This is a genomic window from Sphingomonas ginsenosidivorax, assembly GCF_007995065.1.
Lineage (GTDB): Bacteria > Pseudomonadota > Alphaproteobacteria > Sphingomonadales > Sphingomonadaceae > Sphingomonas > Sphingomonas ginsenosidivorax.
Genome location: NZ_VOQR01000001.1, coordinates 815,611 through 839,781, shown reverse-complemented (window position 1 = coordinate 839,781; position 24,171 = coordinate 815,611). Strand labels below are relative to the sequence as shown.

Genomic DNA, 24,171 nt, shown 5'->3' with positions numbered 1-24,171 from the left:
CGCCAAAGGGGTAGTGCGAAAAATCGTCACGTCCCGGGCCCATGCGGAACGTTAGGCCGCGGCGGACACTTGAGCATCCTGACATCTGAGCATCCTGACATCGGGAGAGAATCATGGACGACAATCGCGTTTGGGACTTCGAGGAAAGCCTGTGGATCGGCGACGCCGAGCATTACCGCGAACTGATCGATGCCGAGTGCCTGATGGTGCTGCCCGTGCCGCCTTACGTATTGAGCGGCGACGAAGCCGTCGCGACGGTCGCGAACACGCCGCGCTGGACCTCGGTCGAGTTCGCCGACCAGCGGATCGCGCGGCCCGAAGAGGGATTGATCGTGGTCGCCTATCATATCGCGGTGACGCGCGGCGACGAGCATTACGCCGCGCATTGCACCTCGACCTATCGCCGCCGCGCGCATGACGACTGGCAGGTCGTCCAGCACCAGCAGACCCCGCCGCTGACGCGATGACGCCGCGCCCCGACCCGGCATTCCCACCCCTCGCGCGGTGGCTGGGCTATGCCGGGTTGCTGCCGCAGATCCTCGCGCTCGTCGCGGTCGCGGCGGGCGAGCCTGGTGGACGCTTCACCGCGCTGGCGCTCTCATACGCCTATGCCGCGCTGATCCTGAGCTTCCTCGGCGGACTGTGGTGGGGGCTGGCGGCGCAAGCGCACGCGCCGGTGCCGCGCTGGGTGTGGTTCGCGGCAGTCGCGCCTTCGCTGATCGCGTTGGTGTCGGCCGTCCCCTGGGCGACCGGGGATGCCTGGCCGGGGCCGTCGATGGCGCTGCTCGGTCTGTCGCTGCTCGGGTCGCTGATGGTGGACTATAAGCTGCGATCGGCAGGGCTGTGCCCGTCTTGGTGGCTTGCGCTGCGCCTGCCGCTGTCGATCGGGCTCGGGGTCCTGACACTCGCAATCGGCTATCTGGCCTAAGCTACATCGCAAGCGGCTGGGCGTAGCCGGTCAGTTCCAGATAGCCGCGCCCGCCCTGCGTACGCACCGCGCCTTCCCAATAGACCGGCAACCCGCCGCGCCGCGCGTCGAGTTCCTGCGCGGCGAACATTGGCACGAGCCGCCAGCGCCGGACACCGCTGTCGACGCGGACGCTGAGTTCCTGCGACACCGGATAGACCGCGCCCGTCGCCTTGCTGCGCCACGTCGCCAGCGGGCGGAACGCAACATCGTTCGGCCCGAACACCGTCGTGCGGCCGTCCGCCCGGCGCAGCGACCCGCCGGTCCACAGCGTCCCGCCCCCCTTGCGCCGGATGCGGAACGCTATCATCGCCGAGCCGTCGTCGAAATTGAGCCCGGTCCAGTCCCACCCTTGCGCCGCGGGCGCGAGATAGTCCGACGACCATTCGCGATCGAGCCACGCCTCGCCCGTCACCGCCGCGACCACGTCGCCGCGCTTCACACGCCCGGTCACGCGCAGATGCGGCACCGAATAATAATAGCTCGCCTGGTCGGGCTTCGGCCCCTTGCGGCTATACCCGCCCTGCCCCTGCGGCAGCGGCGGCTGGGTCGGCCGGAAATCGAGCGCGAGCGCGAAGCCGTCCGCCGCGACGCGCGTCGCCCACCGCCCGTCCTCCGATCGCCGCAGCCGCCAGTCGCGGATCGCGACATCGGCATCCCCCTTGCGTGCCTGCGCCAGCCCGAAGCCCGCGCGCGCCGCCTTCTCGCCGTGCAGCAATTTGCCCGTCTTCGGATCGGACAGCGCGGCATGCGCGAACAGCACCTGGCCCGCGGCGAAGCGGCTCGGATTGCGCGGGTCGACCGGCGGGCGGGTGCGGAAGAAGGTCACCTGGAACCCGAGGTCCTCACCCGCCGCGGTGTGCAGCCACCCGGTGACGTACCACCATTCGGTCCGGAACGCCGGGTGCGCGCCGTGATCCGCGGGGAAACGCAACACGATCCCCGGCCGGACCACCGGATAGGGCGCCGGCGCCGCGACGCCGACCGCCGCGACCAGTCCGATCAACGCGCGCATCACCAATCCTCCCGCACAGATTGCACCGCGCTCTTCGCCGTCGCGCGCCGCCCGGCAAGGATCGCCGTCACCGCCGCCGCGCCGGTCAACGCCGCCGCGACGCCGACCAGCGTACCGACCGGGATTCGCGTGCTCATCGTCCAGTTGAACGACTGCGGGTTGATCACATGGATAAGCACCTGCGACAGCATCATCCCCAGCCCGATCCCCGCCAGCGCACCGGTCAGCCCGACGATCGCGGCCTCGACGCCCAGCATCGCGGTCAGCTGCCGCCGTGTGACGCCGAGGTGGCGCAGCATCCCGAACTCGCGTTCGCGCGCGATCGTCTGCGCCGACATCGTCGCGGCAACGCCCGCCAGCCCGACCAGGATCGCGACCGCTTCGAGCAGATAGGTCACGGCAAAGCTGCGGTCGAACAGCACGAGCGCGAAGCGGCGGAGCGTGGCGGGCTGGCTCGTCTCGACCTGATCGCGCAACGCCGGCGGCAGTCGCGCGGTCATCGCGCGCGCCACCGCTGCGGCATCGGCGCCCGGCACCAGCGTCGCCGAAATCTCGTCACGTCCGGTGTCGCCGGTAAGCCGCTCGTAATCGCCCTCGTCGACCAGCACCGCGCCCGCCTGCCGCCCGTAATCGCGCCACACCCCCGCGACGAGGAAGCGCGTGCGCCCCGCGATCGGCAGCGTAATCGTCTCGCCCGGATCCCAGCCATAGAGCCGCTGCGCGGGTTCGGAGACCCAGACCGGCAGCGCGTCCGCGGGCAGCGGCGGGCCGCGCTCGATCAGCACCAGCAACGGATCGCGCCCGCTGCGCTCGGGCCGCGCGATCAGGCTGATCGGCGGCCGGTCCGCCGCGATCGTCAGCGGCAGCTGGCGACTGAACGCGAGCCGCGCCACGCCCGGTGTCGCCGCCAGCCGCGCGCGCGTTGCCGGATCGAAGCTCGCGCCCGCCGTGGTGCGCACATACAGATCGGCGCTCAGCACCTGTCCCAGCCAGTCGTCGACCGCGCCGCGAAAGCTCGTCACCATCGTCGCCATCGCGATCATCAGCGCGGTCGACGCGACGATCCCGCACAGGGCGGTCGCCGCCTCACCCGGCGCGCCGTGCAGATGGCGGATCGCGAGCTGGCCCGGCACGCTGCGCCCGGTCCGCTTGGCGAGCGGCGTCAGCAGCGCGCGCGCGAACCACGGCACGCCCGCGACCCCGCCCGCGAGCATCAGCGCCATTCCGGCGAACCCGAACAGCGGCAGGTCCCCGACCGCGGGCACCAGCGCCGCCGCGCCACCGCCGAGCAGCAGAGCGACCGCCGGCCACCACGCCACCGAACGGCGCGGATCGAGCACGTCGCCTGCATTCTTGAGCGCAGCGGCGGGCGCCGCGCGGGCGGCCACCCGTGCCGGCAGCGCGCTACCAAGGATCGCCGCGAGCAGCCCGAGCAGGAAGAATCCCGACGCCGCAACCGGCTGGAACACGACGCGCGCCGTGCTGCCGCCGAAATAGCCCGCGCCCAGATCGCCGCCGAACCAATGGAGCGCCGCCCAGGCGAGACCATAGCCCGCTGCCAGACCGACGGACGCGCCGACCAGCCCGATCACGACCCCTTCGACCACCACCGCGGCGACCACCCCGCCCCGCGGCATCCCCAGCGTCCGCAGTAGCGCGAACGCGCGCTGCCGCCGCACCACCGACAGCGACTGCGCCGAATAGACCAGAAAGCCGCCGGTCAGCAGCGCGACCAGCGCCAGCATATCGAGATTGACGCGGTACGCGCGCGACAGAGCGTCACCCTGCGCGTTCTGCGTCTCCGCGGTGGCGAGGATCGCGTTGGCGGGCAGCAGCGCGCCGAGCGAGGCCCGCGCCGTCTCGCGATCCGACAGCGCGAGATCGATCCGGTCGATCCGCCCGAGCCGACCGAAGCGCCACTGCGCCGCCGCTATGTCCATCACCCCCACCGACACCGCATCGTCGGTCGCGGGCAGCGTCCCGGCGACGCGCAGGCGCACCGACCGGCCGTTCGCGACCACCACAAGCTCGGACCCCAGCCGCGCACCGACCTGCGCCAGCGCCGCGCGCGACAGGAACACCGCACGCTCGTCGAACACCGCATCGTTGCCGGTGTCGGGCCCCTGCGGGCGCACGCCGATCAGCGACGGCGTCACCGCCGCCGCACGAATCACGTCGACCCCGAGCAACGTCAGCCGCGTCTTGCCGACGCGTGCGTCGAGCCGGACGACCGGGCTCGTCTCGGCGACCCCCGCCGCGCGCGCCACCTGCGGATAAAGCCGTTCGTCGACGCCCAGCGGGCTCGTCGCGCGGACCGAGAGTTCGGCGGCGCCGTTCACTCCGCGCAGCGCACCGTCGAACGACGCGAGCGCCGACCCGTTGACCAGATGCACCGCGAAGCCGAGCGCGACGCCGACTGCGATCGCCACCGCGGTCGTCAGGAAGCGTGCCGGGTGAAACCGCCACTCGCCGCCGATCAGCCAGCGCAGCGCCAGCCGCCCCGACCACAAGCCGGGCTCAGACGCCACGCCGCTCCACCAGTCCGTCGCGGCCGAGCGTCAGCACGCGGTCGGCGATCGCCGCGCTCGCGTCAGAATGCGTCACCATCACGCCGGCCGCGCCGTTGCCGCGCACCGCGTCCGCGAACAGCGCGAGCACGCGCGCCGCGGTCTCGGGATCAAGATTGCCGGTCGGCTCGTCCGCAAGGATCAGCGCCGGGCGATGGACGAGCGCGCGCGCGATCGCGACGCGCTGCAACTCGCCGCCCGACAGGTCGCGCGCATAGCCGTCGCCGCGCCCGCCAAGCCCGACCGCGTCGAGCATCGCCTCCGCCCGCGCGCTCGCCGCCGCCTGGTCGGGGGATATCAGCGCGAGCGGCAGCGCGACGTTCTGGCGCAGCGTCAGATAGGGGAGGATGTGGAAAGCCTGGAACACGAACCCGATCCGTTCGCGCCGCACCCGCGTCCGCGCGGTCTCATCGAGCTCGCCCAGCACGATGCCGTCGATCGCGACGCTGCCCGTATCGGCATCGTCGAGCCCGGCGAGGATGTTGAGGAGGGTCGATTTCCCCACCCCCGATTCGCCGATGATCGCAACCAGCTCGCCCGCCCGGACGTCCAGGTCGAGCGCGCGAAAGAGTTCACGCGGGCCGGGGACCGACTTTCCGAGCGCGCGGACCGCGAGAAGGAAGGGCTCGATCATGGGGTGATCCGTGACGCACTCTCGCCCGCGCCGCAATGATCATCGCACCGCCAGCGCCAACAGGGACGCGCCGTCGGGTTGCGGGCGCTCGGCGGCATGCAGCTGCGCGAAGAACCGGCGCAGCGCCACGTCGATCGCGGTCGCGCTCGCCTCGACCAGTTCGGCGTCGCCCTTGAGCTTCCCCGCCAGCACATCGACTCCGCTCGCCGCGACCGCGACGTCGGCGACGCGACCGCTGATGATCTCGAGGTCGGTCGCGGCGCCGGCGATGTTGCGGTTGATGATGGTGCCGCTGATCGCCTGTTCGCCGATGCTCGCGGCGAGCCCGTCCGATCCGGCGATCATCGCGACGATCATCGTGCCGATCCGCTCCAGGCTGGCCCCCGCCTCTTCCGCTGCGCCCTGCATCCGTTCGACGCGCGCGGTGATCTCGACCGTCGCGCGTTCGGTCTGCCGTGCAAGCGCCTTCACCTCGCCCGCGACGACCGCGAAGCCGTTGCCGATCTCGCCCGCGCGCGCCGCCTCGATCGTGGCGTTGAGCGCCAGCATGTCGGTCTGCCGCGCGATCCCGCGGATCGAATCGACCACCTGCACGACGTTGCGCGCGTCCTGGCGGACCTGCTCCATCTGCGCGACCAGCACCGCGGCCTGCTCGCCGGCGTCGGCGCTCGATTGTGCGGAACGCCTCGTCGTCTCGCTCGCGCCGTTGAGCGCGGTCATGAACTGGTCCGCCGCGGCGGCGATATCGGTGGCGCCGTCGGCCGCGCGAGTCACCGCGACGCGGACGTCGTCGAGCTGCCCGGTCGCGGCGGTCGAATGCCCGCGCAGCCGGCCCGACGTCACCGAAAGCTGTCCCGCCGCGCTGCGCAGCCCGGCGATCACCTGCGCGACCTCGTCCTCCAGCACGCCGACCGAGCTGTCCACCGCGGCGCCGCGTGCCGTCTCGGCATCGCGCGCGGCACGGCGGCCCTGTTCCTGGTCCAGTGCGCGCCGGATGTCGGCGGTGCGCTGTTCGGCACTCTCGCGTTCCAGCCGTTCGCGCGCGAGAACCGCGGCGCGGAACACCTCGATCGCGCGCGCCATGCGGCCGATCTCGTCGGGGCGATCGATATAGGGCGTGCCGCTGTCGGTCGCGCCGTCGGCGATTCGGGTCAGCGCGGCCTCGATCTCGGCCAGCGGGGTAATGACCGATCGCCGCACGATGATCACCGTCGCGATCGCGGCGCAGGCGAACAGCAGCAGCCCGGTGACGCTGACGACCAGCAGGTCCTGGTCCTCGAGCGCGGCCGCGCGGCGCTGCAGCGCGGCGACCCGCATGCCCTGGTCCTCGATCAACTGGTCGGCCAGCCGCGACGCGATGCGTTCGTTGGGGCGGACTGCGGTGCGGAACGACTGCAGCGCGGTGCGGCGCCCGCCCTGCTGCACACTGCTGGCGACGGTGAACAGGCTGTCCAGCACCGTGCGCTGCGCGCGCAGATAGCGGCCCGCGCGCGGCTCCGCGACGAACAGCGGGTCGACTGCGATCCGCCCGAGCATCGCGCGCATCTGCGCGTGACGCCCGGCGAACTTCGCATGGATCACTGCCAGTTCTCCGCGATCCGGTTCGAGCAGCAGGTTCAGCGCGTCGCGTTGCAGCGAGCGGCTGAGCGATCGCAGTTCGGTCAGATCGGTACCGATGCGCTGGCTCGCCTGCACCGCCGCATGCGATCGCTGGATCCGTGCGCGCGTGCCGAGACCGATCAGCCCCATCAGGCAGACGAGGACGAACATCACCGCGACCGGCGCCATCATCCGCGCCACCATGCCCTGCGGCCAGATTGTTGAGTGCCGAGTAACCATCCGCAGCGGGTATGCCGGCCACGTTAACGGCATATGACACCGGGTGCGAAGAGCGAGTCCGGGGGAACGACCGCCGACCCGCGCCGTTGCACTCTCGCGCGACGACGCGTGGACGGCTAGGCGGACCCGATGACCGAACGACCCGCTGCCCAAGCCCTCCACCGCAACGAATTCATCGCGTTCGTCGCCGCCCTGATGGCGGTGAACGCGCTCGGCGTTGACCTGATGCTCCCCGCGCTCGCCGATATCGGCCGCGACCTGGCGGTGACCGCGGCGAACCACCGGCAATGGGTGATCACGGCCTATATGCTCGGCTTCGGCACCGGGCAGCTGGTCTATGGCCCGCTCGCCGACCGGTTCGGGCGAAAACCGATCCTCATCGTCTCGCTGATCGGGTTCGTCGGCGCGAGCATCTTCGCCGCCAGCTCGGCGACGTTCGGCGCGCTGCTCGGTGCGCGCGTGCTGCAGGGGCTGATGTCGGCGTCGACCCGCGTGCTTGCGGTTGCGATCGTTCGCGACTGTTTCTCAGGGCGGCAGATGGCACGGACGCTGTCGGTGGCGCAGATGATCTTCTTCCTCGTGCCGATCCTCGCGCCGACGCTGGGTCAGGGGCTGCTGCTGTTCGGGCCGTGGCGCTTCATCTTCTACGCGCTGGGTGCCTTTGCCGCGCTCGTGCTGGCCTATGTCCTGACGCGCTTACCGGAGACGCTGCCGGTCGCACGCCGCGTGCCGATCTCGATCGCCTCGCTCGCGAACGGCTACCGGGTCACGCTGACCAACCGCTATTCCGCGGGCTATGCCGTGGCTGCCTCGCTGACGTTCGGAGGAATCATTGCGTTCGTCTCGCTCGCGCAGCAGATCTTCGTCGAGGAGTTCGGCGCCGGCAAGCACTTCACGCTGCTGTTCGCGCTCTGCGCCTTCTCGATGGGGTGCGCGTCGTTCGCCAACAGCCGTCTCGTCGAGCGGCTGGGGACCCGGCTGATCTCGCAGTCGGCGGTGCTCGCGCTGATCGCGCTGTCGGTCGGCCATCTGCTGGTGATCGTCGCGGGGCTCGAATCGCTGCCGACCTATATCCTGTTCCAGGCGCTCAGCATGACCTGTATCGGACTGTGCGGGTCCAACTTCGGCGCGATGGCGATGGAGCCGGTCGGCCATATCGCCGGCGCCGCCTCGTCGATCCAGGGCTTCATCACCAGCGTCGGCGCGGTCGTGGTCGGCTCCGCGATCGGCCAGTCCTACAACGGCACCACCGTTCCCCTCGCGATCGGCTATCTCTGCATCGGCCTCGCGGTGCTGGGCGTCGTCTATGTCGTGGAGGGCGGCAAGCTGTTCCAGCCCCGCATGGCGACCGCCTGACCGCCGCGAAGCCAAGAGGCGACACGCATCCCGTAACGCCAGACGGGCGCTATTTCATCGTGCGCGGGCGTCTGTGGCGGCGATCTGACCCTTCCCTGCCGGAGGACCGGCGCGCCGAGCTCGTCAGCGACCTCATGACGGCGCGGCGTGCCGTCGGCGTCGGCTTGCGCAGCGACGACGCGTCGGCGGTCAAGAAGGCCCGGGCGGCCGTGAACCATGCCAAGGTGGCGCTGGGCGAGCGCGGCGCGGTCTGGTGGGACGATGGCGCACCCGACTGGAACCGCCACATGGCGGCCAACACGCCCTATGCCGACTGGTTCGCCGCGCTCTCCGCATCGGACTGACTCCGCGCCGTTTTCAGGCCGCACACAGCAAAACGGCCTCCACCCCGTTGGGGATGGAAGCCGTCTGCGTGTTTCCACGGAAAGTTGGTGCACCCAGAGCGATTCGAACGCCCGACCCTCAGATTCGTAGTCTGATGCTCTATCCAGCTGAGCTATGGGTGCAGTGGAGGTGCGCTGTTAGACGCGGGTTTCGAATCGCGCAAGTGCGTTGCGTCGAAAACTTGCCCCGCATAGAGCGATTATCATGAAAAAGACGCTCACGCTCTCCGCCGCCCTGCTCATGTTCACCGGATGTTCGCAGGACAGGACGGTCTATCCGTCGCTCGGCGCGCGTCCGGTCGAGAAGCTGGGGTTCGGCGAACCCGAGGTGAAGGTCGCGGTCGCGGTGCCCGACCCTGCGCTCGATGCCGAGATTGCCGGGCTGTCGAAGCAGCTCGCGACCATCACGGCCGGCTTCGACAAGGATGCGCGATCGACGGAGACGGCAGCGCGGGCGGCACGTGGCGGCGCGGTCGGCAGCGACGCCTGGCTGACCGCACAGACGCTGCTCGCGGGGCTCGACGACTGGCGCGCGCAATCTTCGGCGCTGGTCGGCGACATCGAACAGCGCGCGACCGACCGCGCGGCGAAGCTCGAACCCGATTATCCAGCGCTGTCGGCGCTGCGCGACAAGGCGCAGGCAGAGACCGATCGCCAGAGCGCGACGATCGCGCGCATCCAGGCGACGTTGCCAGCGGCGTAGGCCGGTATCTCGGATGAGGTAGGTGGGAGGCGGTTGCGGCCGTCTCAGCCGGCGGAACCGCAGTCTCCGAGTGTCCCGCGGGACGGAAGGAATGGTGGAGCCGAGGGGGATCGAACCCCTGACCTTTCGCATGCCATGCGAACGCTCTCCCAGCTGAGCTACGGCCCCATTCCTCTCGGGAAGCGCGTCCCTAACGGGGTGCTTCCCGGTTGGCAAGCGGTGCATGCGCACCGCCTGCCAAAAAGTTAGAAACTCAGTGCCCTTGGACTCAATGCTCGTCTTCGTCCGTCGGCGTTTCCACGCCCAGGTCGTCGTCGCCACCGAGGTCGACCTCGTCGTCGGCCGACGGCTCTTCGTTCTCGCCGGTGATCGAGGCGATGTCTTCCTCTTCCTCGTCACCTTCCAGATCCGCATCCGGCTTCTTGGTGTCGGGCTTGGCGACCTCGAACGGCAGCGGCTGCTTCGACTTCAGGATCGGCTCGGGCTCCCACGCATAGCCGCATTCGATGCAGGTGACGGGATCGGCCTTTTCGAGGTCGTAGAAACGCGTAGCGCATTTCGGGCACGAACGCTTCGTGCCCCATTCCGGCTTGATCATGCCGATAGAACCTTTCGGATGGGTGTTCTGGATTTGCCCGAGAACATGCTCCGGCAAAGTGGGGCGCGCCTTGCCATAGCACAAGGCGACTGTCAAAGACCCGCCCCCATGGCCCATACCGCTCCCCAGCCCTTTGCCGTCCCAGCCGAGAGGGCGTTGACCGGCGCGCTCACCGTCCCGGGCGACAAGTCGATCAGCCACCGCGCGCTGATGTTCGCCAGCCTTGCGGTCGGCGAGAGCCGGATCTCGGGGCTGCTCGAGGGCGAGGACGTCCTTGCCACCGCAGCGGCGATGCGCGCGATGGGTGCGCATATAGAGCGTGGCGCCGACGACATATGGCGCGTCAACGGCGTCGGCGTCGGCGGTCTTCGCCAGCCCGATACCGCGCTGGAGATGGGCAATTCGGGCACCTCGACCCGCCTGCTGATGGGCCTGGTCGCCAGCCACCCCATCACCGTCACCTTCACCGGCGACGCCTCGCTCTCGGGCCGCCCGATGGGCCGCGTGATCGAGCCGCTGTCGCAGATGGGCGCGGACATCACTGCCTCCCCCGGAGGCCGCCTGCCGTTAATGGTGCGTGGGATCTGCCCCGCGGTGCCGATCACCTACACGCTCCCCGTCGCCTCGGCGCAGGTGAAGTCCGCGGTGCTGCTCGCGGGGCTCAACACCCCCGGCATCACCCGCGTGGTCGAGCCCGTCGCGACCCGCGACCATAGCGAGCGGATGCTGCGCGGCTTCGGTGCCGACCTGACCGTCGAGGAAACCAGCGAGTGCCGCGTGATCTCGCTGGTCGGCGAGCCCGAGCTGAAGCCGCAGGACATCACCGTCCCCGGCGACCCGTCCTCCGCCGGTTTCTGGCTGGTCGCCGCGTCGATCGTCCCCGGCTCCGACATCGTCGTGCGCAACGTCGGGCTCAACCCGACGCGTATCGGCCTGATCACCGCGCTCCGGATGATGGGCGCGGACATCGCCGAGCTCGATCCCCGCACCGTCGGCGGCGAGCCGGTCGCCGACCTGCGCGTCCGCCACGCGGCGCTGACCGCGATCGACGTCCCGGCCAATCTCGCGCCGAGCATGATCGACGAATATCCCGTGCTGTTCGTCGCCGCCGCCTTCGCCACCGGCCGCACCACGGCGCGCGGCGCGCACGAGCTTCGCGTGAAGGAATCGGACCGGATCGCGACGATGGCCGCCGCGCTCGGCGCCTGCGGCGTCGCGTACGAGGAACATGAGGACGGCCTTGCCATCACCGGCACCGGCGGTGGCCCGATCCCCGGTGGCGCGACGATCGCGTCGAAGCTCGACCACCGGATCGCGATGAGCATGGTCGTCGCCGGGCTCCACGCCGCTGCGACCATCACGATCGACGACATCGCGCCGGTCGCGACCAGCTACCCCGCCTTTTTCCAGACGCTCGCATCGCTGACCCAGATTACCGAAGAGACGCACGCATGATCATCGCCGTCGACGGCCCCGCAGCCTCTGGCAAGGGCACCATCGCGCGTGCGCTCGCGAAACACTACAAGCTGCCGTACCTCGACACCGGCCTGCTGTACCGCGCGGTCGGCCTCAGCGTGCAGCGCATGGGGCTCGACCCCGAGCGCGAGGCCGATGCCGTCGCCGCCAGCGCGTTCGACGACTCGCTGCTGGAGGACCCGGCGCTGCGCGACGACGAGACCGGCCTGCTCGCCTCGGTCGTCTCCGCGCACCCGCTGGTCCGCGCCGCCTTGTTCCAGCGCCAGCGCCGGTTCGCCGCCCAGCCCGGCGGCGCAGTCCTCGACGGCCGCGACATCGGCACCGTGATCGCGCCCGAGGCCGATGCAAAGCTGTTCGTGAAGGCCACCCCCAACATCCGCGCGCAGCGCCGCCACGCCGAACTGCAGGCCCGCGGCAGCGCGATCAGCAAGGACCGCGTCCTCGCCGACATCCGCGCCCGCGACGCGCGCGACAGCGGCCGCTCGGCCGCGCCGCTGGCGATGGCGGCGGACGCCGCGTTGCTCGACACCAGCTTCCTGTCGATCGAGGCCAGCGTCCAGCGCGCGGTCGCCTTGGTGGATGCGCGCGTCAAGCGCTGACGGTGCCCCCTCCCCGTCATGCTGAACTTGGTTCAGCATCCACCTCTCCCCACGCGCTAACCCCCGCGACTCGGTAGACCCTGAAACAAGTCCAGGGTGACGGTTGGATACTATTAACCCCATCGATTTTGGACATAATTGCCCCGGCCCAACCGCCGCCTGCCAATTGACGCTCCCGGCAGACATGGCATGTTCGGGCTTGCCTTATTCAGGCAGGAAATCGAACGGGGGTTCAACGTGTTCAATAAATTCGGCGCCATCATCGGCGCCCTTTCGGCGTGCGTTTCCGGCATGGCGCTCGCGCAGACGACGGCCATCGCTCCTGTACCGCAACAGGCGATGATTGTTGGTAGCCCGTCCGGCCCGGTGCTGCGGATCGGCACGCAGATCCCGGTACGCACGCGCACCGAACTGACGACCAAGAACAAGGCGCTGCGCGTCGGCCAGCGGTTCGAGGTCGAGACATCCGAGCCGGTCCTGCTCGACGGCCATGTCGTGATCCCGGTCAGCACGCCTGGCGTCGGCGAAGTCACCAGCGTCCGCAACAAGGGGATGTGGGGCAAATCGGGGCATTTCGACGTGCGCCTGCTGTCGCTGCGCGTCGGCGACCGCCAGATCCGCATTTCGGGCATCGCGGACGACAAGGGCAAGGCCGGCGGCGGCGGTGCGGCCGCGGTCTCAGCGCTCGTCTTCCTGCCCGCCGGCTTCTTCATGACCGGCACCAGCGCTCGCCTGCCCGCCGGCACGATCATCACCGCCTCGCTCGACGAGGACGTGCCGGTAGCCTTCGCGGGTAACGCGGCCCCCGCCCCGCTGATCGCCGTCGCGGCCGCCCCGTCGGTCGCGCCGACCGCGCCTGTGACGGCGCCGGAACCGGCCAAGGCCGCCAAGACCAAGTAACCTGCCCCCGTCATGCCGGACTTGGTCCGGCATCCATGTCTCCGCAGATCCGAAAAGCCTTGGTTTGCAGCACCATGGACCCCGGACCAAGTCCGGGGTGACGGGCGTTGCAGGCTCGATCATTCGAACAGCAAAGCCACCCCGGCGCAGGCCGGGGCCCAATTGGGTGACGCCACTAACGAGGGAATGCCCTTAGTCACGTCGACCATCCCAATCGGGCCCCGGCCTTCGCCGGGGTGGTGCGTTTTGGCGTCGGTGCGTCCACCGCACATAACCGCTGTCCTACATGCCGCTTCCATGATCGACTGCATCATGGATTCGCCCCGCCATCTGTCACCCCCCCCCGCGATGGTGGGCGACCTCCACGCAGGCGCCCACCATCGACTTCGATCAGTCCCGCCGCGCCTCCCGCACAAAACACCGCTATCGTCTCAACATTCTCAACATTCGCGCGTGCGAGACCACGGCGGCGCCTCACCTTGCCCCCACCGCGCACATCCGCTACAAACATCCCGTCCGGCGAGCCTTGCTCGTGGAGGAAGGCGCGGAGGCTCGTCCTCACGCGCCCTTTTCGCATTTACCGCGATTGCCTCCACGTCACGTCCCGGCGGACGCCGCGACGGCATTCGGTCGCTGCGGCAGCGAAGGCCAAGACCACCGGAGACAACCGGTTGGCCCGAAACAGACTAGGAATACTGAACTTTATGGCAACCCAGGTAATGCCGACCCGCGACGATTTCGCGGCGATGCTGAACGAGACGCTCGGCGATGCCGACAGCTTCGAGGGCCGCGTGGTGCATGGCACCGTGACCGGCATCGAGAACGACATGGCCGTCATCGACGTCGGTCTGAAGTCGGAAGGCCGCGTGCCGCTTCGCGAATTCGCAGCGCCGGGCCAGAAGGCCGACCTCAAGATCGGTGACGAAGTCGAAGTCTATGTCGACCGCGTCGAGAACGTGCACGGCGAAGCGATGCTGTCGCGCGACCGCGCCCGCCGCGAAGCCGCCTGGGACAAGCTGGAAACCGAATTCTCCAAGACGACCCGCGTCGAGGGCGTGATCTTCGGCCGCGTGAAGGGTGGCTTCACCGTCGACCTGAACGGCGCCGTCGCGTTCCTGCCGGGTTCGCAGGTCGATATCCGTCCGGTGCGTGACGTCACGCCGCTGATGGACATCCCCCAGCCCTTCCAGATCCTGAAGATGGACCGCAAGCGCGGCAACATCGTCGTGTCGCGTCGCGCCGTTCTCGAAGAGACCCGCGCCGAGCAGCGTTCGGGCCTGATCCTCAGCCTGGCCGAGGGCCAGATCATCGACGGCGTCGTCAAGAACATCACCGATTACGGTGCGTTCGTCGACCTCGGCGGCATCGACGGCCTGCTGCACGTCACGGATCTTTCGTACAAGCGCGTCGGTCACCCGAGCGAGGTTCTGAACATCGGCGACACCGTCAAGGTTCAGATCATCCGCATCAACAAGGACACCCAGCGCATCAGCCTCGGCATGAAGCAGCTGGAGAGCGATCCGTGGGATGGTGCATCGGCCAAGTATCCGATCGGCGCCAAGCTGACCGGCCGCGTGACCAACATCACCGAATATGGCGCGTTCGTCGAGCTGGAGCCGGGCATCGAAGGCCTGGTCCACGTGTCGGAAATGTCCTGGACCAAGAAGAACGTCCATCCGGGCAAGATCGTCAGCACGTCGCAGGAAGTCGACGTCATGGTCCTCGAGGTCGACAGCGAGAAGCGTCGCATCAGCCTCGGCCTCAAGCAGGCTCAGGCCAATCCTTGGGAGGCGTTCGCTGCCGCTCATCCGATCGGCTCGACCGTCGAGGGCGAAGTCAAGAACGCCACCGAGTTCGGCCTGTTCATCGGCCTCGACAACGATGTCGACGGCATGGTCCACATGTCCGACATCGCCTGGGGCGTTTCGGGCGAGGACGCGCTCAACCTGCATCGCAAGGGTGAGACCGTCGAGGCCGTCGTGCTCGACATCGACGCCGAGAAGGAGCGCATCTCGCTCGGCATGAAGCAGCTCGAGCGCGGCGGGCCTTCGGCCGGCGGCATCGCGGCAGCAGGCGACAAGCTGAACAAGAACGCGATCGTCACGGTCACCGTTCTCGAAGTCCGCGACGCGGGCCTCGAAGTGCAGCAGGGCGACGATGGCGCGACCGGCTTCATCAAGCGCACGGACCTGGGTCGCGACCGCGACGAGCAGCGTCCGGAGCGTTTCCAGGTCGGTCAGAAGTTCGACGCGATGGTCACCGGGTTCGACCGGTCCAAGAAGCCGACCTTCTCGATCAAGGCGATGCAGATCTCCGAGGAGAAGCAGGCGGTTGCGCAGTACGGCTCGTCCGATTCGGGCGCGACGCTGGGCAACATCCTCGGCGAGGCCCTCAAGGCCCGCACCGAAGCAGAGAAAAAATAACAAAAAAGGCCGACTCGGCACTTTTTGGCCGGCATGTCCCCGACATGCCGGCCTTTTTTTTTGACACCGGGTCGGATGCTGCTATCGCTAACGGCATTGATACATATCAATATTACTCCGGCAAAAGGCGAGGGGCTCGACGCGATGATCCGATCCGAACTGGTCCTCAAGGTCGCAGGGGCGCATCCCGACCTCCAGCCGGTCGAGGTGGAGGCGATCGTCACCACCTTCTTCGACGAGATCATCAAGCGTCTCGCCGACGATGGCCGCGTCGAACTCCGCGGCTTCGGCGCCTTCTCGACCCGGGCCCGCGATGCCCGGACGGGCCGCAACCCCCGCACCGGCGAGATCGTCGCGGTCGACGCGAAGCGTGTGCCCTATTTCAAGCCCGGCAAGGAAATGCGCGCGCGCCTCAACGTCGCTTGACGTATCCGCCCCGCTCCGCTTGTTGGCGGGGTGTGCGGACGTGGCGAAACCGGTAGACGCAGGAGACTTAAAATCTCCCTCCCCAGGAGTGCGGGTTCGAGTCCCGCCGTCCGCACCATGACCATTTTCAGGGTCTCCACGTGCCTGGCCGCGCTCGCGCTTGCGGCCTGCGACCATCGGCCGGACTCGGGCGCCGTGGTCGTCAGCGCGATCGGCGCGGCACCCCGCCCTGCCGATCCGAGCCGCGGGCCGCTCGAAACGCCCACCCGGCTGATGCTCGATTCGACCGCACAGGGCCTCGTCCGCTTCGATGCCTCCGGGCAGATCGAACCCGGGCTGGCCGAGCGCTGGATCGTCACCGACAGCGGCATGAGCTACATCTTCCGCCTCCGCGAGGGCGAGTGGGGCGATGGCACGCCGGTGACCGCCGAACAGGTCGTCGCCATCCTCAACCGCCAGATCGCGACGGGCTCGCGCAATCCGCTGGCGCCGTTCCTGACCGCGATCGACGAGATCGTCGTGATGACGCCGCAAGTCATCGAGATCCGCCTCGGTCGCCCCCGCCCCGACCTGCTCAAGCTGTTCGCGCAGCCCGAGCTCGCGCTGTTGCGCGTCAAGCCATCGGGCGGCAGCGGACCGTTCCGCGTGACGCGCAAAGGGACCTCGCCGCTGCTTCGTCCTGCGTTCGATCCCGGGCGGGCGGACCCCGAGGACCAGAACCAGATCAAGCCGGAGGACGATGTGCGGCTGATCGGCGAACGCGCCGCCCGCAGCGTCGTCCGGTTCGCCAACGGTAAGGCCGATCTGGTCAGCGGCGGCAGCTTCGTCGACTGGCCGCTGCTCGCGACGACCGACATCGCCCCGGCCGCGGTCCGCGTCGACCCAGCGGTCGGGCTGTTCGGCCTGGCGATCGTCAGCCGCGACGGCTTCCTGGCGACGCCGGCCAACCGCGCGGCGGTGGCGCAGGCGATCGACCGCACCGCACTGACCGCCGCGATCGCGCCGAACTGGGCGCCGGCCGACCGGATCCTGCCCGACATCCTCGATTCCGCCGCGCTGCCGCAAGTGCCGCCCTGGACGCTGCTCACCCAGCCCGAGCGTCAGGCCGCAGCAGCGCGACAGGTCGCCGGCTGGACCGAAGGTCCCGTCCGTCTGCGTATCGCGCTGCCCGCGGGTCCGGGCGCCACGCTGCTCTACGCCTATGTCGCGGCGTCGCTGTCGCGGATCGGTATCGCGTCGGAGCGCGTCGCGCTCGATGCGCCCGCGGACCTGAAGCTCGTTGACGCCGTCGCGCCCTATGACAGCGGGCGCTGGTATCTGGCGACCGCGTGCATGCTGTGCGGGGACGAGGCACAGCTTGCCCTGGATGCGGCACGCCAGGCCCCGACGCTCGCGACCCGCGCCCAGCGGATCGCCGAGGCGGACGCCGCGATGAACGCCGACGTCGCGTTCATTCCCCTGGCCCGGCCGCTGCGCTGGTCACTCGTCTCTACCAGGCTGCAGCAGTGGCAGCCCAACGTTCGCGCGTGGCACCCGTTGAACCGCCTGCGCGCCGACACCAACTGACAGGCATGACCCAGCGCACCACGCCCCTCGGCTTCGGCCACCTGCCCATCGGTAGCGATCCGCTGTCCGTACGCCGCCGCGTCGAGGCGATGGAGCGCGTAATGGAGGGGCTGTTCGTCATTCCCGGCACCAATCGCAAGGTCGGAATGGATGTCGTGCTCGACCTCCTTCCCTTCGCCGGCAGCACCATCGCCGCCGCAATCGGCGCGTGGATGGCGTGGGAAGCACGCAATCTCGGCATGTCGAAGACGCAGATCGCACGGATGGCGGGCAATATCGGCATCGACTGGGCGTTCGGGATGATTCCGTTCGTCGGCGCGATCCCGGATCTGTTCTTTCGCTCGAACACGCGCAACCTGCGGATCATCCACAAACATCTCGATCGCCATTACCCGGCAACGGTCACGCTCGACGGCTGACGCTATTCCTCTGTTGATCTGACGTGCTACGCTCCGTCCGATATCATGGGCGGAGCGGGCGATGACTCGGTGGAAACTGGTTGCGATGATGACGTGTGCCGCGGTTCTTGGTTCGCCGGCAACTGCGCAAGACAAGACGACGTCCGACGCCAAACCGGCCAAGGAACGTAAGACCTGCCGGTCGTTGATGCCGACCGGGACGATTATGGCAACGCGTGTCTGCAACACCGCCGCGGCCTGGAAGGCGTTCGATGCGTACACCGCGGACGGGGCTGACCAGTTCCGTGCGACCTATCGGATGACGAGTACCGGTCAAAAGCCCAATTGATCGATGCAGCGCCTTAGCGGGCGCCGCGCCAGATCTTCAACGTTGCGGCCGGCGCCAGCCCGCCCTGATGCACCGGGCACCGCCGATAGCGGAACCGGCGATCGAGGCAGATCCAGACTTCGTCGAGCCAGCCCTGCCGGGTCGCCGTGATGCGCATCATCTGCGCGCCGAGCCCCGGATTGGCCCGCGCCATGGCGTTGGCGAACCGACCGGCGGTCAGCGGTGCGCGCGACAGCGCGTCCATATCCGGATAACGCAGCCTGGCATAGAGCGCGCCCGACTGCGCGAAGAACTTCGCCGGGCGATACCCGGGCATACACGTCCCATGCTTCGCCCATTCATGCTGCATCAGTTGCGCCGAGGGCGTGGCGCACAGATGCTTGCGGAGCACCGGCTGGGGCACGATCCCCGCCGCCTTGCAATATTGCGGCCACGTCTTGCCCACCCCGTCTGGCCACAGCCCGTGGAGCGTGAATCCGAACCGGTTGCCGCCGCCGCACTGGACAGCCGAGGCTGGGCGGCCTGCGTTGTCGCGGCAATATTGCGGCGCCCAGGTGATCGCGAGCGTATAGCTGCCGATTGGGATGTCGCGTGCCGGCTGCTCTGCCGACGGCAGGTCGGGATGGACCGTGAGGGCGCCGGTGGGCGCCGAGCAGCTATAGGCCTGCGCGCCGGCGATACCGGGGGCCAGCAACGCCGTGGCGGCGATAACGAGACGGATCATGGCGCTGCCCCTCAGGCGGTTGCGAAGTCGAGACCGATATCGGCCGCAGGTGCCGACTGCGTCAATCGCCCGACCGAGATATAGGTGACCCCGGTTTCGGCGATCGCACGGATGGTATCGAGCCGCACGCCACCCGATGCCTCGGTCGGCACGCGCCCGCCGACCAGCGTCACCGCACCGCGCAGGATCGGCGGCGTCATGTTGTCGAGCAGCAGGTGGGTCGCGCCAGCGGCCAGGGCCGGCTCGATCTGGTCGACGCGATCGACCTCGACGATGATCGATTCGATCCCGGCGGCCTTGGCACGACGGACCGCCTCCGCCACGCCGCCGGCGACCGCGACGTGGTTGTCCTTGATCATCGCCGCATCCCACAGCCCCATCCGGTGGTTCTGCGCACCGCCCATCCGCGTCGCGTATTTCTCGAGCACGCGAAGGCCGGGGATGGTCTTGCGCGTATCCAGCAGGATCGCGCCGGTGCCGCGGATCATGTCGACGTAGCTGCGGGTCATCGTCGCGATCCCGGACAAATGCTGCATGGTATTGAGCGCAGACCGTTCCGCCGTGAGCATTGCGCGCGCCAGTCCCTCCAGGCGCAGCAGCTCGGTACCCGCCGCCACCTGCTGGCCGTCCTCGACCAGCCGCTCGATCGTCACGGCCGGGTCGAGCGCGCGGAAGAACGCTTCGGCGAGGCCGAGGCCGGCGACGACGATGGGATCGCGGCTGTCCATCACGCCGGTGAACCGCGCATCCTCGGGAATGACGGCCATGGAGGTGATGTCGCCGATCGCGCCAAGGTCTTCGGCAAGCGTGGCGGCGACGAACGCGTCGATATCGAAATCCATCATACCGGCGGCGGTGCCACAAAAGGAACCGCGACGACTAGGGTGTTTCGAATTATGCTGCATCGCACACTAGACGGGTTTGCTACCGGAACTCGTCACGGGCACCGGTAGTTCGGCTGCTCGGGTAATCGAGAGACATGACCATGGATACGATCCGGGACGACGCTGATCTGCGCGCTATACTGACACAGGCCCTGACGCTGGCGGACAGCCTGGGGCACAGGATGACCGCGATCCGCATCGCCGAAGCGATCGACCAGACCGACCTCGCAGACCGTCGTTCGGCCGAGCGTTAACGCCCCGCGGGTTCGTCCTGCGTCGCGAGCACCCGATTGAGCAGGGCCAGCCTGATCGCAATCTCCTCGCGATAGGAGATACCGGGAGGCGTCAGCGCCAACGCCCGTGCCCAATAAGGCTGCGCCGCTTCCAGGTTGCCCGCACGGACATAGGCCAGACCCAGAAAGAAGGGCGGCGCAGGATGGCGCGGGGCGATTCGCATCGCCTGCTGGAAGGCGAAGAGCGCCGGCGGCGAGACCTGGTTCCCGTCGTGCGCCGCCATCGCCTCGCCCAGCCCGGTCCACAGCACGAGACTGCGGGGGTCGACGCGCAGACCGCCCAGCAGCACGCGCACCGCGGCACGGCGATCGCCCACCCGCGTCATGGCATCGGCGGCGACCAGATACGCGGCCTGACCCGTATAGCGCTCGAGCATGCGGTCGCGCAGATCGGTCAGTTCGCTATCGTCGGGTGCCGGTGCAAGCGCGGTGACGACGGGATGCGCGGGCAGCGACGGCGAGCCCTGCAGAGCATACCCCGCAGCGCCGAGCATCAACGCCGACGCGACCATCGTCCACACCAGCCTGTCGACCCTGAGCAGGACGAGCAGACCGAAGGTCGCGGCCCCGATGATGGCGAGCGTGATCCAGCCCATCAGCGCGTCCTCCGCCGAAAGCTCGACCGCGCGATCCAGCCGCCGATCGCGAGCAACGCCAGCGGTGCCAGCCAGAGCGGCCACGTCACTCCGGAGAGCGGCGGATCATAGGTCACGTAATCGCCGTACCGCGCGATCAGCCAGGCGCGGACCGATTCGGGCGTCTCGCCGGCCGCGACCCGCTCGCGCACCAGCGCGCGCATGTCGGCCGCCATGTCGGCGTCGCTGTCCGCGATCGACTGGCCCTGGCAGACCAGGCAGCGCAGCGTTTCCATCAGCGCCTTGGCCGAGGCTTCCTTCGCGGGGTCGCTGAGTTGCACGTTGGCGTAGTGCGCCGGCGGCGTGGACGGCTGGGCGACCGCTGCAAAGGGTAGCAACCCCGCGGCCAAAATCGCCGTCATGCCGGGCTTGGTCCGGCGTCCGTCGTGCGGCAGGCGCCGAAGCCATGGGGTGCGCGGCACCGTGGATCCCGGACCAGGTCCGGGATGACGGAGGGACCGTATCCTCGTCACTGCGCGTCCCTCACGGCCTGCAGGATCGCCGGCACGTCATCCGCATGGATGTCGCCGATCACCTGCTTTACCACGACGCCGCGGCCGTCGATCACGAACGTCTCGGGCACGCCTGACGAACCGAGCGACAGCTGCACCGTGCTCTGTGCGTCGCTGCCGATCCGCGCATAGGGATCGCCATTGCGCTTCAGGAACGCCGTCACCGCGGGGCCGGTATCGCGCACTGCCAGCCCGTCGATCGGCACGCCCAGCGCCTTCAGCCGCATTAGCTGCGGGGCTTCGGCGATGCACGGCACACACCAGCTGGCGAAGACGTTGAGTAACCGCGGCTGCCCCTGCCCGAACGTCGCGCTCGTGACGCCGGGCTTGTCCGCGACGATCGCCGGGAGCGAAAAGCGGGGCAGCGGCTTGCCGACCATCGCCGACTTGATCGTCTTGCTCGCCGGACGGATCAGCCCGCTCGCGACGACCGCGAACAACAGCGCGAAGATCGCCAGGGGCGCCCATAGCGCGAAACGCTTCATGCCCAGGATTCCCGCAGCGCGACGCGTCGCTCACGCCGCACGCGGCCCAGCAACGACAGAAGCCCGCCGATCGCAATCATCGCGCCGCCCAGCCAGATCAGCGTCACGAACGGCTTCCACCATAGCCGCAGCTGCCAGCGCCCCTGCCCGTCCGGCTGGCCGAGCACGGTATAGAGCTGGCCGTCGAGCACGGTCAGGATCGCGCTCTCATTGGTGTTGGTCGGCGGATTGGCGAAGAACCGGAGCTGCGGACGGAGGATTCGTGACCCGTCCCCGCGCCGCGCGGTCAGCCGCGCCTCGAGCGCCGACCAGTTCTCGCCGATCACGGGCGTGATGCCGTCGAGCGTGACGGTATAGGGCCCGACGCGCGCCGCCTCGCCAGCACGGACGGCGACCAGCGTCTCCTTCGTGAACGCGCTGTCGGATGCCATCCCCGCGAGGCTGACCGCGATGCCGAGATGCGCGAGAACCATGCCATAGGTAAAAAGCGGCGTCCGGCGCAGGTTGCGCTTCCAGAGCGGCGCGACGCTCGCCACGGCGAGCCCCGCCGCGAGCGACAACCCGGCCCAGGGCAACAGGCCCGGCCAGATCGGCAACAGCGCGAGCGCCACAAGAACCGCCGCCACGATCGGCCCCGCAGCGCGCAGGATCACCGCACGCACATCGTCGCGGCGCCAGCGCAGCAACGGCCCCACCGCCATGACCGCGACGAGCAGCAACGCGATCGGCCCCGCCGCCTTGTTGAAGAAGGGCGGGCCGACGGACAGCTGGACGCCGAAGCCCGCGGCGACGATCGGGTACAGCGTCCCGATCAGGACGATCCCCAGGATCACCGACAGCAGCAGGTTGTTGGCGACCAATCCGCCTTCGCGACTGACGGGGTCGAAGGTCGTGCCCGCACGCACCGTCCCGATCCGCCCGGCGAACAGCGCCAGCGCACCGCCGATGTAGAGCGCGAGCAGCGCGAGGATGAACGCGCCGCGCTCGGGGTCGACGGCAAAGGCGTGGACGCTCGTCAGGATGCCCGAGCGCACCAGGAACGTACCGATCATCGACATCGAGAACGCGACCACCGCGAGCATGATCGTCCAGGCGCGCAGGCCGTCGCGCGTCGCCAGCACGGTCACCGAATGCAGCAGCGCGGTCGCGGCGAGCCACGGCATCAGCGAGGCGTTCTCGACCGGGTCCCAGAACCACCAGCCGCCCCAGCCGAGCTCGTAATAGGCCCAATAGGATCCGGCCGTGATCCCGAGCGTCAGGAAGATCCACGCGATCAGGACCCAGGGCCGCATCGCGCGCGCGAACGCCGGGCCGACATCGCGCGTGACCAGCGCGCCGACCGCGAACGAGAAGGCGACCGAAAGCCCGACATAGCCGGTGTAGAGCGTCGGCGGGTGGAACGCCAAGCCGGGGTCCTGCAACAGCGGATTGAGGCCGAGGCCGTCGGCCGGCGCAGGCACGATCCGGGCGAACGGGTTCGACGAGAAGAGCAGGAACGCATAGAAACCGAGCGCGATCGCCGCCTGAGCGCCGAGCGTGGCGATCAGCGTGCGCTCGGGCAGCGAGCGTTCGAAGATCGCCACCGCGCCGCCAGCCAGCCCCAGGATGGTCACCCAGAGCAGCATCGACCCCTCATGGTTCCCCCAGGCGCCGGCGAACTTGTAGATCCACGGTTTTGCCGAATGGCTGTTCTCGACGACCAGCTTCACCGACATGTCGGAGTCGAGGAACACCCAGACCAGCGCCGCCATCGCGAGCAGCGCGAGCACGCCCTGCACGATCGCAACCGGGCGAACCGCGGCGACGACCTCGGCCCGGTCTCGTGCGACCGCCATCGCGGCCATGACCAGCTGCAGCGCCGCCAGCGCACCGGCCAGCCACAGCGCGGCAAGTCCCGCTTCGGCCATCATGTCGGCGCAACCATCATTTCAGGGTTTTCGTCTCGTGCATCTTGCCCGCCATTTCGGGCGGCATGTATTTCTCGTCATGCTTGGCCAGCAGGTTCGACGCGACGAAGCTGCCGTTCGGCTGGAACTGGCCTTCGGCGACCACGCCGGATTTTTCGCGGAACAGGTCGGGGACGATGCCGGCGAACACCACCGGGGTCGTCGCCTGGCCGTCGGTCACGACGAAGTGCACGGTGACGCCGTCGGCGGCACGCTTGATCGATCCGCCCTCGACCATCCCGCCCAGCCGGACCGCACGGCCGAGCGGCAGTCCGTCGCGGCGCACGTCGGACGGCGCGTAGAAGAACGCCGCCTGGTCCTTGAGCGCGGACAGCGCGAGCAGCCCGGCGATCACGACCGCGGCCAGCGCGAGCAGCGCGAGCGTGAGGCGTTGATGCTTGGCCTTCATTTCTCGGCCCTCCGCATCGCGAGATAGCTGACGACCGCGACCAGCGCGCCGCCGCCGAGCGTCACGGCATAGGCGGCGATGACG

General features: G+C 69.1%; 25 protein-coding genes, 3 tRNA genes and 1 pseudogene. 15 read left to right on the top strand and 14 right to left on the bottom strand.

Annotated features, from left to right (window positions below):
• The first annotated feature begins 113 nt into the window (after positions 1 to 113).
• The gene (locus tag FSB78_RS03740; protein ID WP_147080079.1) at positions 114 to 467 is read left to right on the top strand and encodes a DUF4440 domain-containing protein; all 354 of its coding nucleotides are present in this window, start codon (positions 114 to 116) and stop codon (positions 465 to 467) included.
• Positions 464 to 928, top strand: coding sequence for a DUF3429 domain-containing protein (locus FSB78_RS03735; RefSeq protein ID WP_147080077.1), 465 nt, complete (start codon positions 464 to 466; stop codon positions 926 to 928). Before FSB78_RS03740 ends, FSB78_RS03735 begins: the two co-directional genes overlap by 4 nt.
• 1 nt (position 929) lies before the next feature.
• Here FSB78_RS03735 and FSB78_RS03730 read toward each other — a convergent pair whose 3' ends face one another.
• The 4 genes and pseudogenes from FSB78_RS03730 to FSB78_RS19750 all read right to left on the bottom strand — a co-directional run.
• On the bottom strand, positions 930 to 1,982 hold the full coding sequence (locus FSB78_RS03730) for a lipocalin-like domain-containing protein (protein ID WP_147080075.1): 1,053 nt from the start codon (positions 1,980 to 1,982) through the stop codon (positions 930 to 932).
• Positions 1,982 to 4,510 carry an FtsX-like permease family protein gene (locus FSB78_RS03725; RefSeq protein ID WP_147080073.1) on the bottom strand — a complete coding sequence of 843 codons (2,529 nt, stop codon included), beginning with the start codon at positions 4,508 to 4,510 and terminating at the stop codon, positions 1,982 to 1,984. The genes FSB78_RS03730 and FSB78_RS03725 overlap by 1 nt, the downstream gene beginning before the upstream one ends.
• The gene (locus FSB78_RS03720) at positions 4,500 to 5,183 is read right to left on the bottom strand and encodes an ABC transporter ATP-binding protein (protein WP_147080071.1); all 684 of its coding nucleotides are present in this window, start codon (positions 5,181 to 5,183) and stop codon (positions 4,500 to 4,502) included. The genes FSB78_RS03725 and FSB78_RS03720 overlap by 11 nt, the downstream gene beginning before the upstream one ends.
• Before the next feature lie 369 nt (positions 5,184 to 5,552).
• Positions 5,553 to 6,500: pseudogene (locus FSB78_RS19750) on the bottom strand (methyl-accepting chemotaxis protein); the annotation flags it as partial.
• Between the two features lie 651 nt (positions 6,501 to 7,151).
• Here FSB78_RS19750 and FSB78_RS03710 point away from each other — a divergent pair.
• Both FSB78_RS03710 and FSB78_RS19715 read left to right on the top strand, forming a co-directional pair.
• Positions 7,152 to 8,378 carry a multidrug effflux MFS transporter gene (locus tag FSB78_RS03710; RefSeq protein WP_147080067.1) on the top strand — a complete coding sequence of 409 codons (1,227 nt, stop codon included), beginning with the start codon at positions 7,152 to 7,154 and terminating at the stop codon, positions 8,376 to 8,378.
• 134 nt (positions 8,379 to 8,512) lie between these two features.
• Positions 8,513 to 8,722 (top strand): hypothetical protein, encoded by a 210-nt coding sequence (locus tag FSB78_RS19715; protein WP_338419954.1) that lies wholly within the window; start codon positions 8,513 to 8,515, stop codon positions 8,720 to 8,722.
• Positions 8,723 to 8,807: 85 nt separating this feature from the next.
• Here the strand turns inward: FSB78_RS19715 and FSB78_RS03700 are convergent.
• A tRNA-Arg gene (locus tag FSB78_RS03700) sits at positions 8,808 to 8,884 on the bottom strand.
• 82 nt (positions 8,885 to 8,966) lie between these two features.
• On the opposite strand from FSB78_RS03700, the gene FSB78_RS03695 reads away from it, so the two are divergent.
• Positions 8,967 to 9,464: a hypothetical protein gene (locus tag FSB78_RS03695; protein WP_147080065.1), complete on the top strand. Its 498-nt coding sequence runs from the start codon at positions 8,967 to 8,969 to the stop codon at positions 9,462 to 9,464.
• 92 nt (positions 9,465 to 9,556) lie between these two features.
• Here FSB78_RS03695 and FSB78_RS03690 read toward each other — a convergent pair.
• Together FSB78_RS03690 and FSB78_RS03685 are read right to left on the bottom strand one after the other, a co-directional pair.
• Positions 9,557 to 9,632, bottom strand: a tRNA-Ala gene (locus FSB78_RS03690).
• Positions 9,633 to 9,732: 100 nt separating this feature from the next.
• Positions 9,733 to 10,062 carry a TIGR02300 family protein gene (locus FSB78_RS03685; RefSeq protein ID WP_147083991.1) on the bottom strand — a complete coding sequence of 110 codons (330 nt, stop codon included), beginning with the start codon at positions 10,060 to 10,062 and terminating at the stop codon, positions 9,733 to 9,735.
• 108 nt (positions 10,063 to 10,170) lie between these two features.
• Here FSB78_RS03685 and aroA point away from each other — a divergent pair, with 108 nt between their 5' ends.
• The 9 genes from aroA to FSB78_RS19070 all read left to right on the top strand — a co-directional run bounded on the left by aroA (position 10,171) and on the right by FSB78_RS19070 (position 18,199).
• On the top strand, positions 10,171 to 11,517 hold the full coding sequence (gene aroA, locus FSB78_RS03680; protein WP_147080063.1) for a 3-phosphoshikimate 1-carboxyvinyltransferase: 1,347 nt from the start codon (positions 10,171 to 10,173) through the stop codon (positions 11,515 to 11,517).
• A complete protein-coding gene (gene cmk / locus FSB78_RS03675; protein WP_147080061.1) occupies positions 11,514 to 12,137 on the top strand; it encodes a (d)CMP kinase in 624 nt (207 codons plus the stop codon). The genes aroA and cmk overlap by 4 nt, the downstream gene beginning before the upstream one ends.
• 237 nt (positions 12,138 to 12,374) lie before the next feature.
• Entirely contained in the window at positions 12,375 to 13,037 is a 663-nt protein-coding gene (locus tag FSB78_RS03670; protein WP_242007980.1) for a hypothetical protein, read from the top strand.
• Positions 13,038 to 13,741: 704 nt separating this feature from the next.
• Positions 13,742 to 15,460 carry a 30S ribosomal protein S1 gene (gene rpsA, locus FSB78_RS03665; RefSeq protein ID WP_147080059.1) on the top strand — a complete coding sequence of 573 codons (1,719 nt, stop codon included), beginning with the start codon at positions 13,742 to 13,744 and terminating at the stop codon, positions 15,458 to 15,460.
• A gap of 144 nt (positions 15,461 to 15,604) precedes the next feature.
• Entirely contained in the window at positions 15,605 to 15,886 is a 282-nt protein-coding gene (locus FSB78_RS03660) for an integration host factor subunit beta (RefSeq protein ID WP_147083989.1), read from the top strand.
• Positions 15,887 to 15,920: 34 nt separating this feature from the next.
• Positions 15,921 to 16,004, top strand: a tRNA-Leu gene (locus FSB78_RS03655).
• A complete protein-coding gene (locus tag FSB78_RS03650) occupies positions 16,004 to 17,452 on the top strand; it encodes an ABC transporter substrate-binding protein (protein ID WP_147080058.1) in 1,449 nt (482 codons plus the stop codon). Before FSB78_RS03655 ends, FSB78_RS03650 begins: the two co-directional genes overlap by 1 nt.
• 5 nt (positions 17,453 to 17,457) lie before the next feature.
• Positions 17,458 to 17,871: a DUF4112 domain-containing protein gene (locus tag FSB78_RS03645; RefSeq protein WP_147080056.1), complete on the top strand. Its 414-nt coding sequence runs from the start codon at positions 17,458 to 17,460 to the stop codon at positions 17,869 to 17,871.
• Positions 17,872 to 17,932: 61 nt separating this feature from the next.
• A complete protein-coding gene (locus tag FSB78_RS19070; RefSeq protein WP_158637961.1) occupies positions 17,933 to 18,199 on the top strand; it encodes a hypothetical protein in 267 nt (88 codons plus the stop codon).
• A 13-nt stretch (positions 18,200 to 18,212) separates the two neighbouring features.
• On the opposite strand, the gene FSB78_RS03640 is transcribed toward FSB78_RS19070, so the two are convergent.
• Positions 18,213 to 18,923, bottom strand: coding sequence for a ribonuclease T2 family protein (locus FSB78_RS03640; RefSeq protein WP_147080054.1), 711 nt, complete (start codon positions 18,921 to 18,923; stop codon positions 18,213 to 18,215).
• 11 nt (positions 18,924 to 18,934) lie between these two features.
• Positions 18,935 to 19,768, bottom strand: a complete 834-nt coding sequence (gene nadC, locus FSB78_RS03635; RefSeq protein ID WP_147080052.1) for a carboxylating nicotinate-nucleotide diphosphorylase — start codon at positions 19,766 to 19,768, stop codon at positions 18,935 to 18,937.
• 140 nt (positions 19,769 to 19,908) lie between these two features.
• On the opposite strand from nadC, the gene FSB78_RS19065 reads away from it, so the two are divergent.
• On the top strand, positions 19,909 to 20,061 hold the full coding sequence (locus FSB78_RS19065) for a hypothetical protein (RefSeq protein ID WP_158637960.1): 153 nt from the start codon (positions 19,909 to 19,911) through the stop codon (positions 20,059 to 20,061).
• Here the strand turns inward: FSB78_RS19065 and FSB78_RS03630 are convergent.
• The 5 genes from FSB78_RS03630 to ccmE form a co-directional block, all read right to left on the bottom strand.
• On the bottom strand, positions 20,058 to 20,696 hold the full coding sequence (locus tag FSB78_RS03630; RefSeq protein WP_147080050.1) for a tetratricopeptide repeat protein: 639 nt from the start codon (positions 20,694 to 20,696) through the stop codon (positions 20,058 to 20,060). The genes FSB78_RS19065 and FSB78_RS03630 overlap by 4 nt on opposite strands.
• Positions 20,696 to 21,097 (bottom strand): cytochrome c-type biogenesis protein, encoded by a 402-nt coding sequence (locus FSB78_RS03625; protein ID WP_147080048.1) that lies wholly within the window; start codon positions 21,095 to 21,097, stop codon positions 20,696 to 20,698. Before FSB78_RS03625 ends, FSB78_RS03630 begins: the two co-directional genes overlap by 1 nt.
• A 107-nt stretch (positions 21,098 to 21,204) precedes the next feature.
• Positions 21,205 to 21,732: a redoxin family protein gene (locus tag FSB78_RS03620; protein WP_147080046.1), complete on the bottom strand. Its 528-nt coding sequence runs from the start codon at positions 21,730 to 21,732 to the stop codon at positions 21,205 to 21,207.
• Positions 21,729 to 23,642: a heme lyase CcmF/NrfE family subunit gene (locus tag FSB78_RS03615; RefSeq protein WP_147080044.1), complete on the bottom strand. Its 1,914-nt coding sequence runs from the start codon at positions 23,640 to 23,642 to the stop codon at positions 21,729 to 21,731. The genes FSB78_RS03620 and FSB78_RS03615 overlap by 4 nt, the downstream gene beginning before the upstream one ends.
• 13 nt (positions 23,643 to 23,655) lie before the next feature.
• Entirely contained in the window at positions 23,656 to 24,087 is a 432-nt protein-coding gene (ccmE, locus tag FSB78_RS03610; RefSeq protein WP_147080042.1) for a cytochrome c maturation protein CcmE, read from the bottom strand.
• Positions 24,088 to 24,171: the final 84 nt, after the last annotated feature.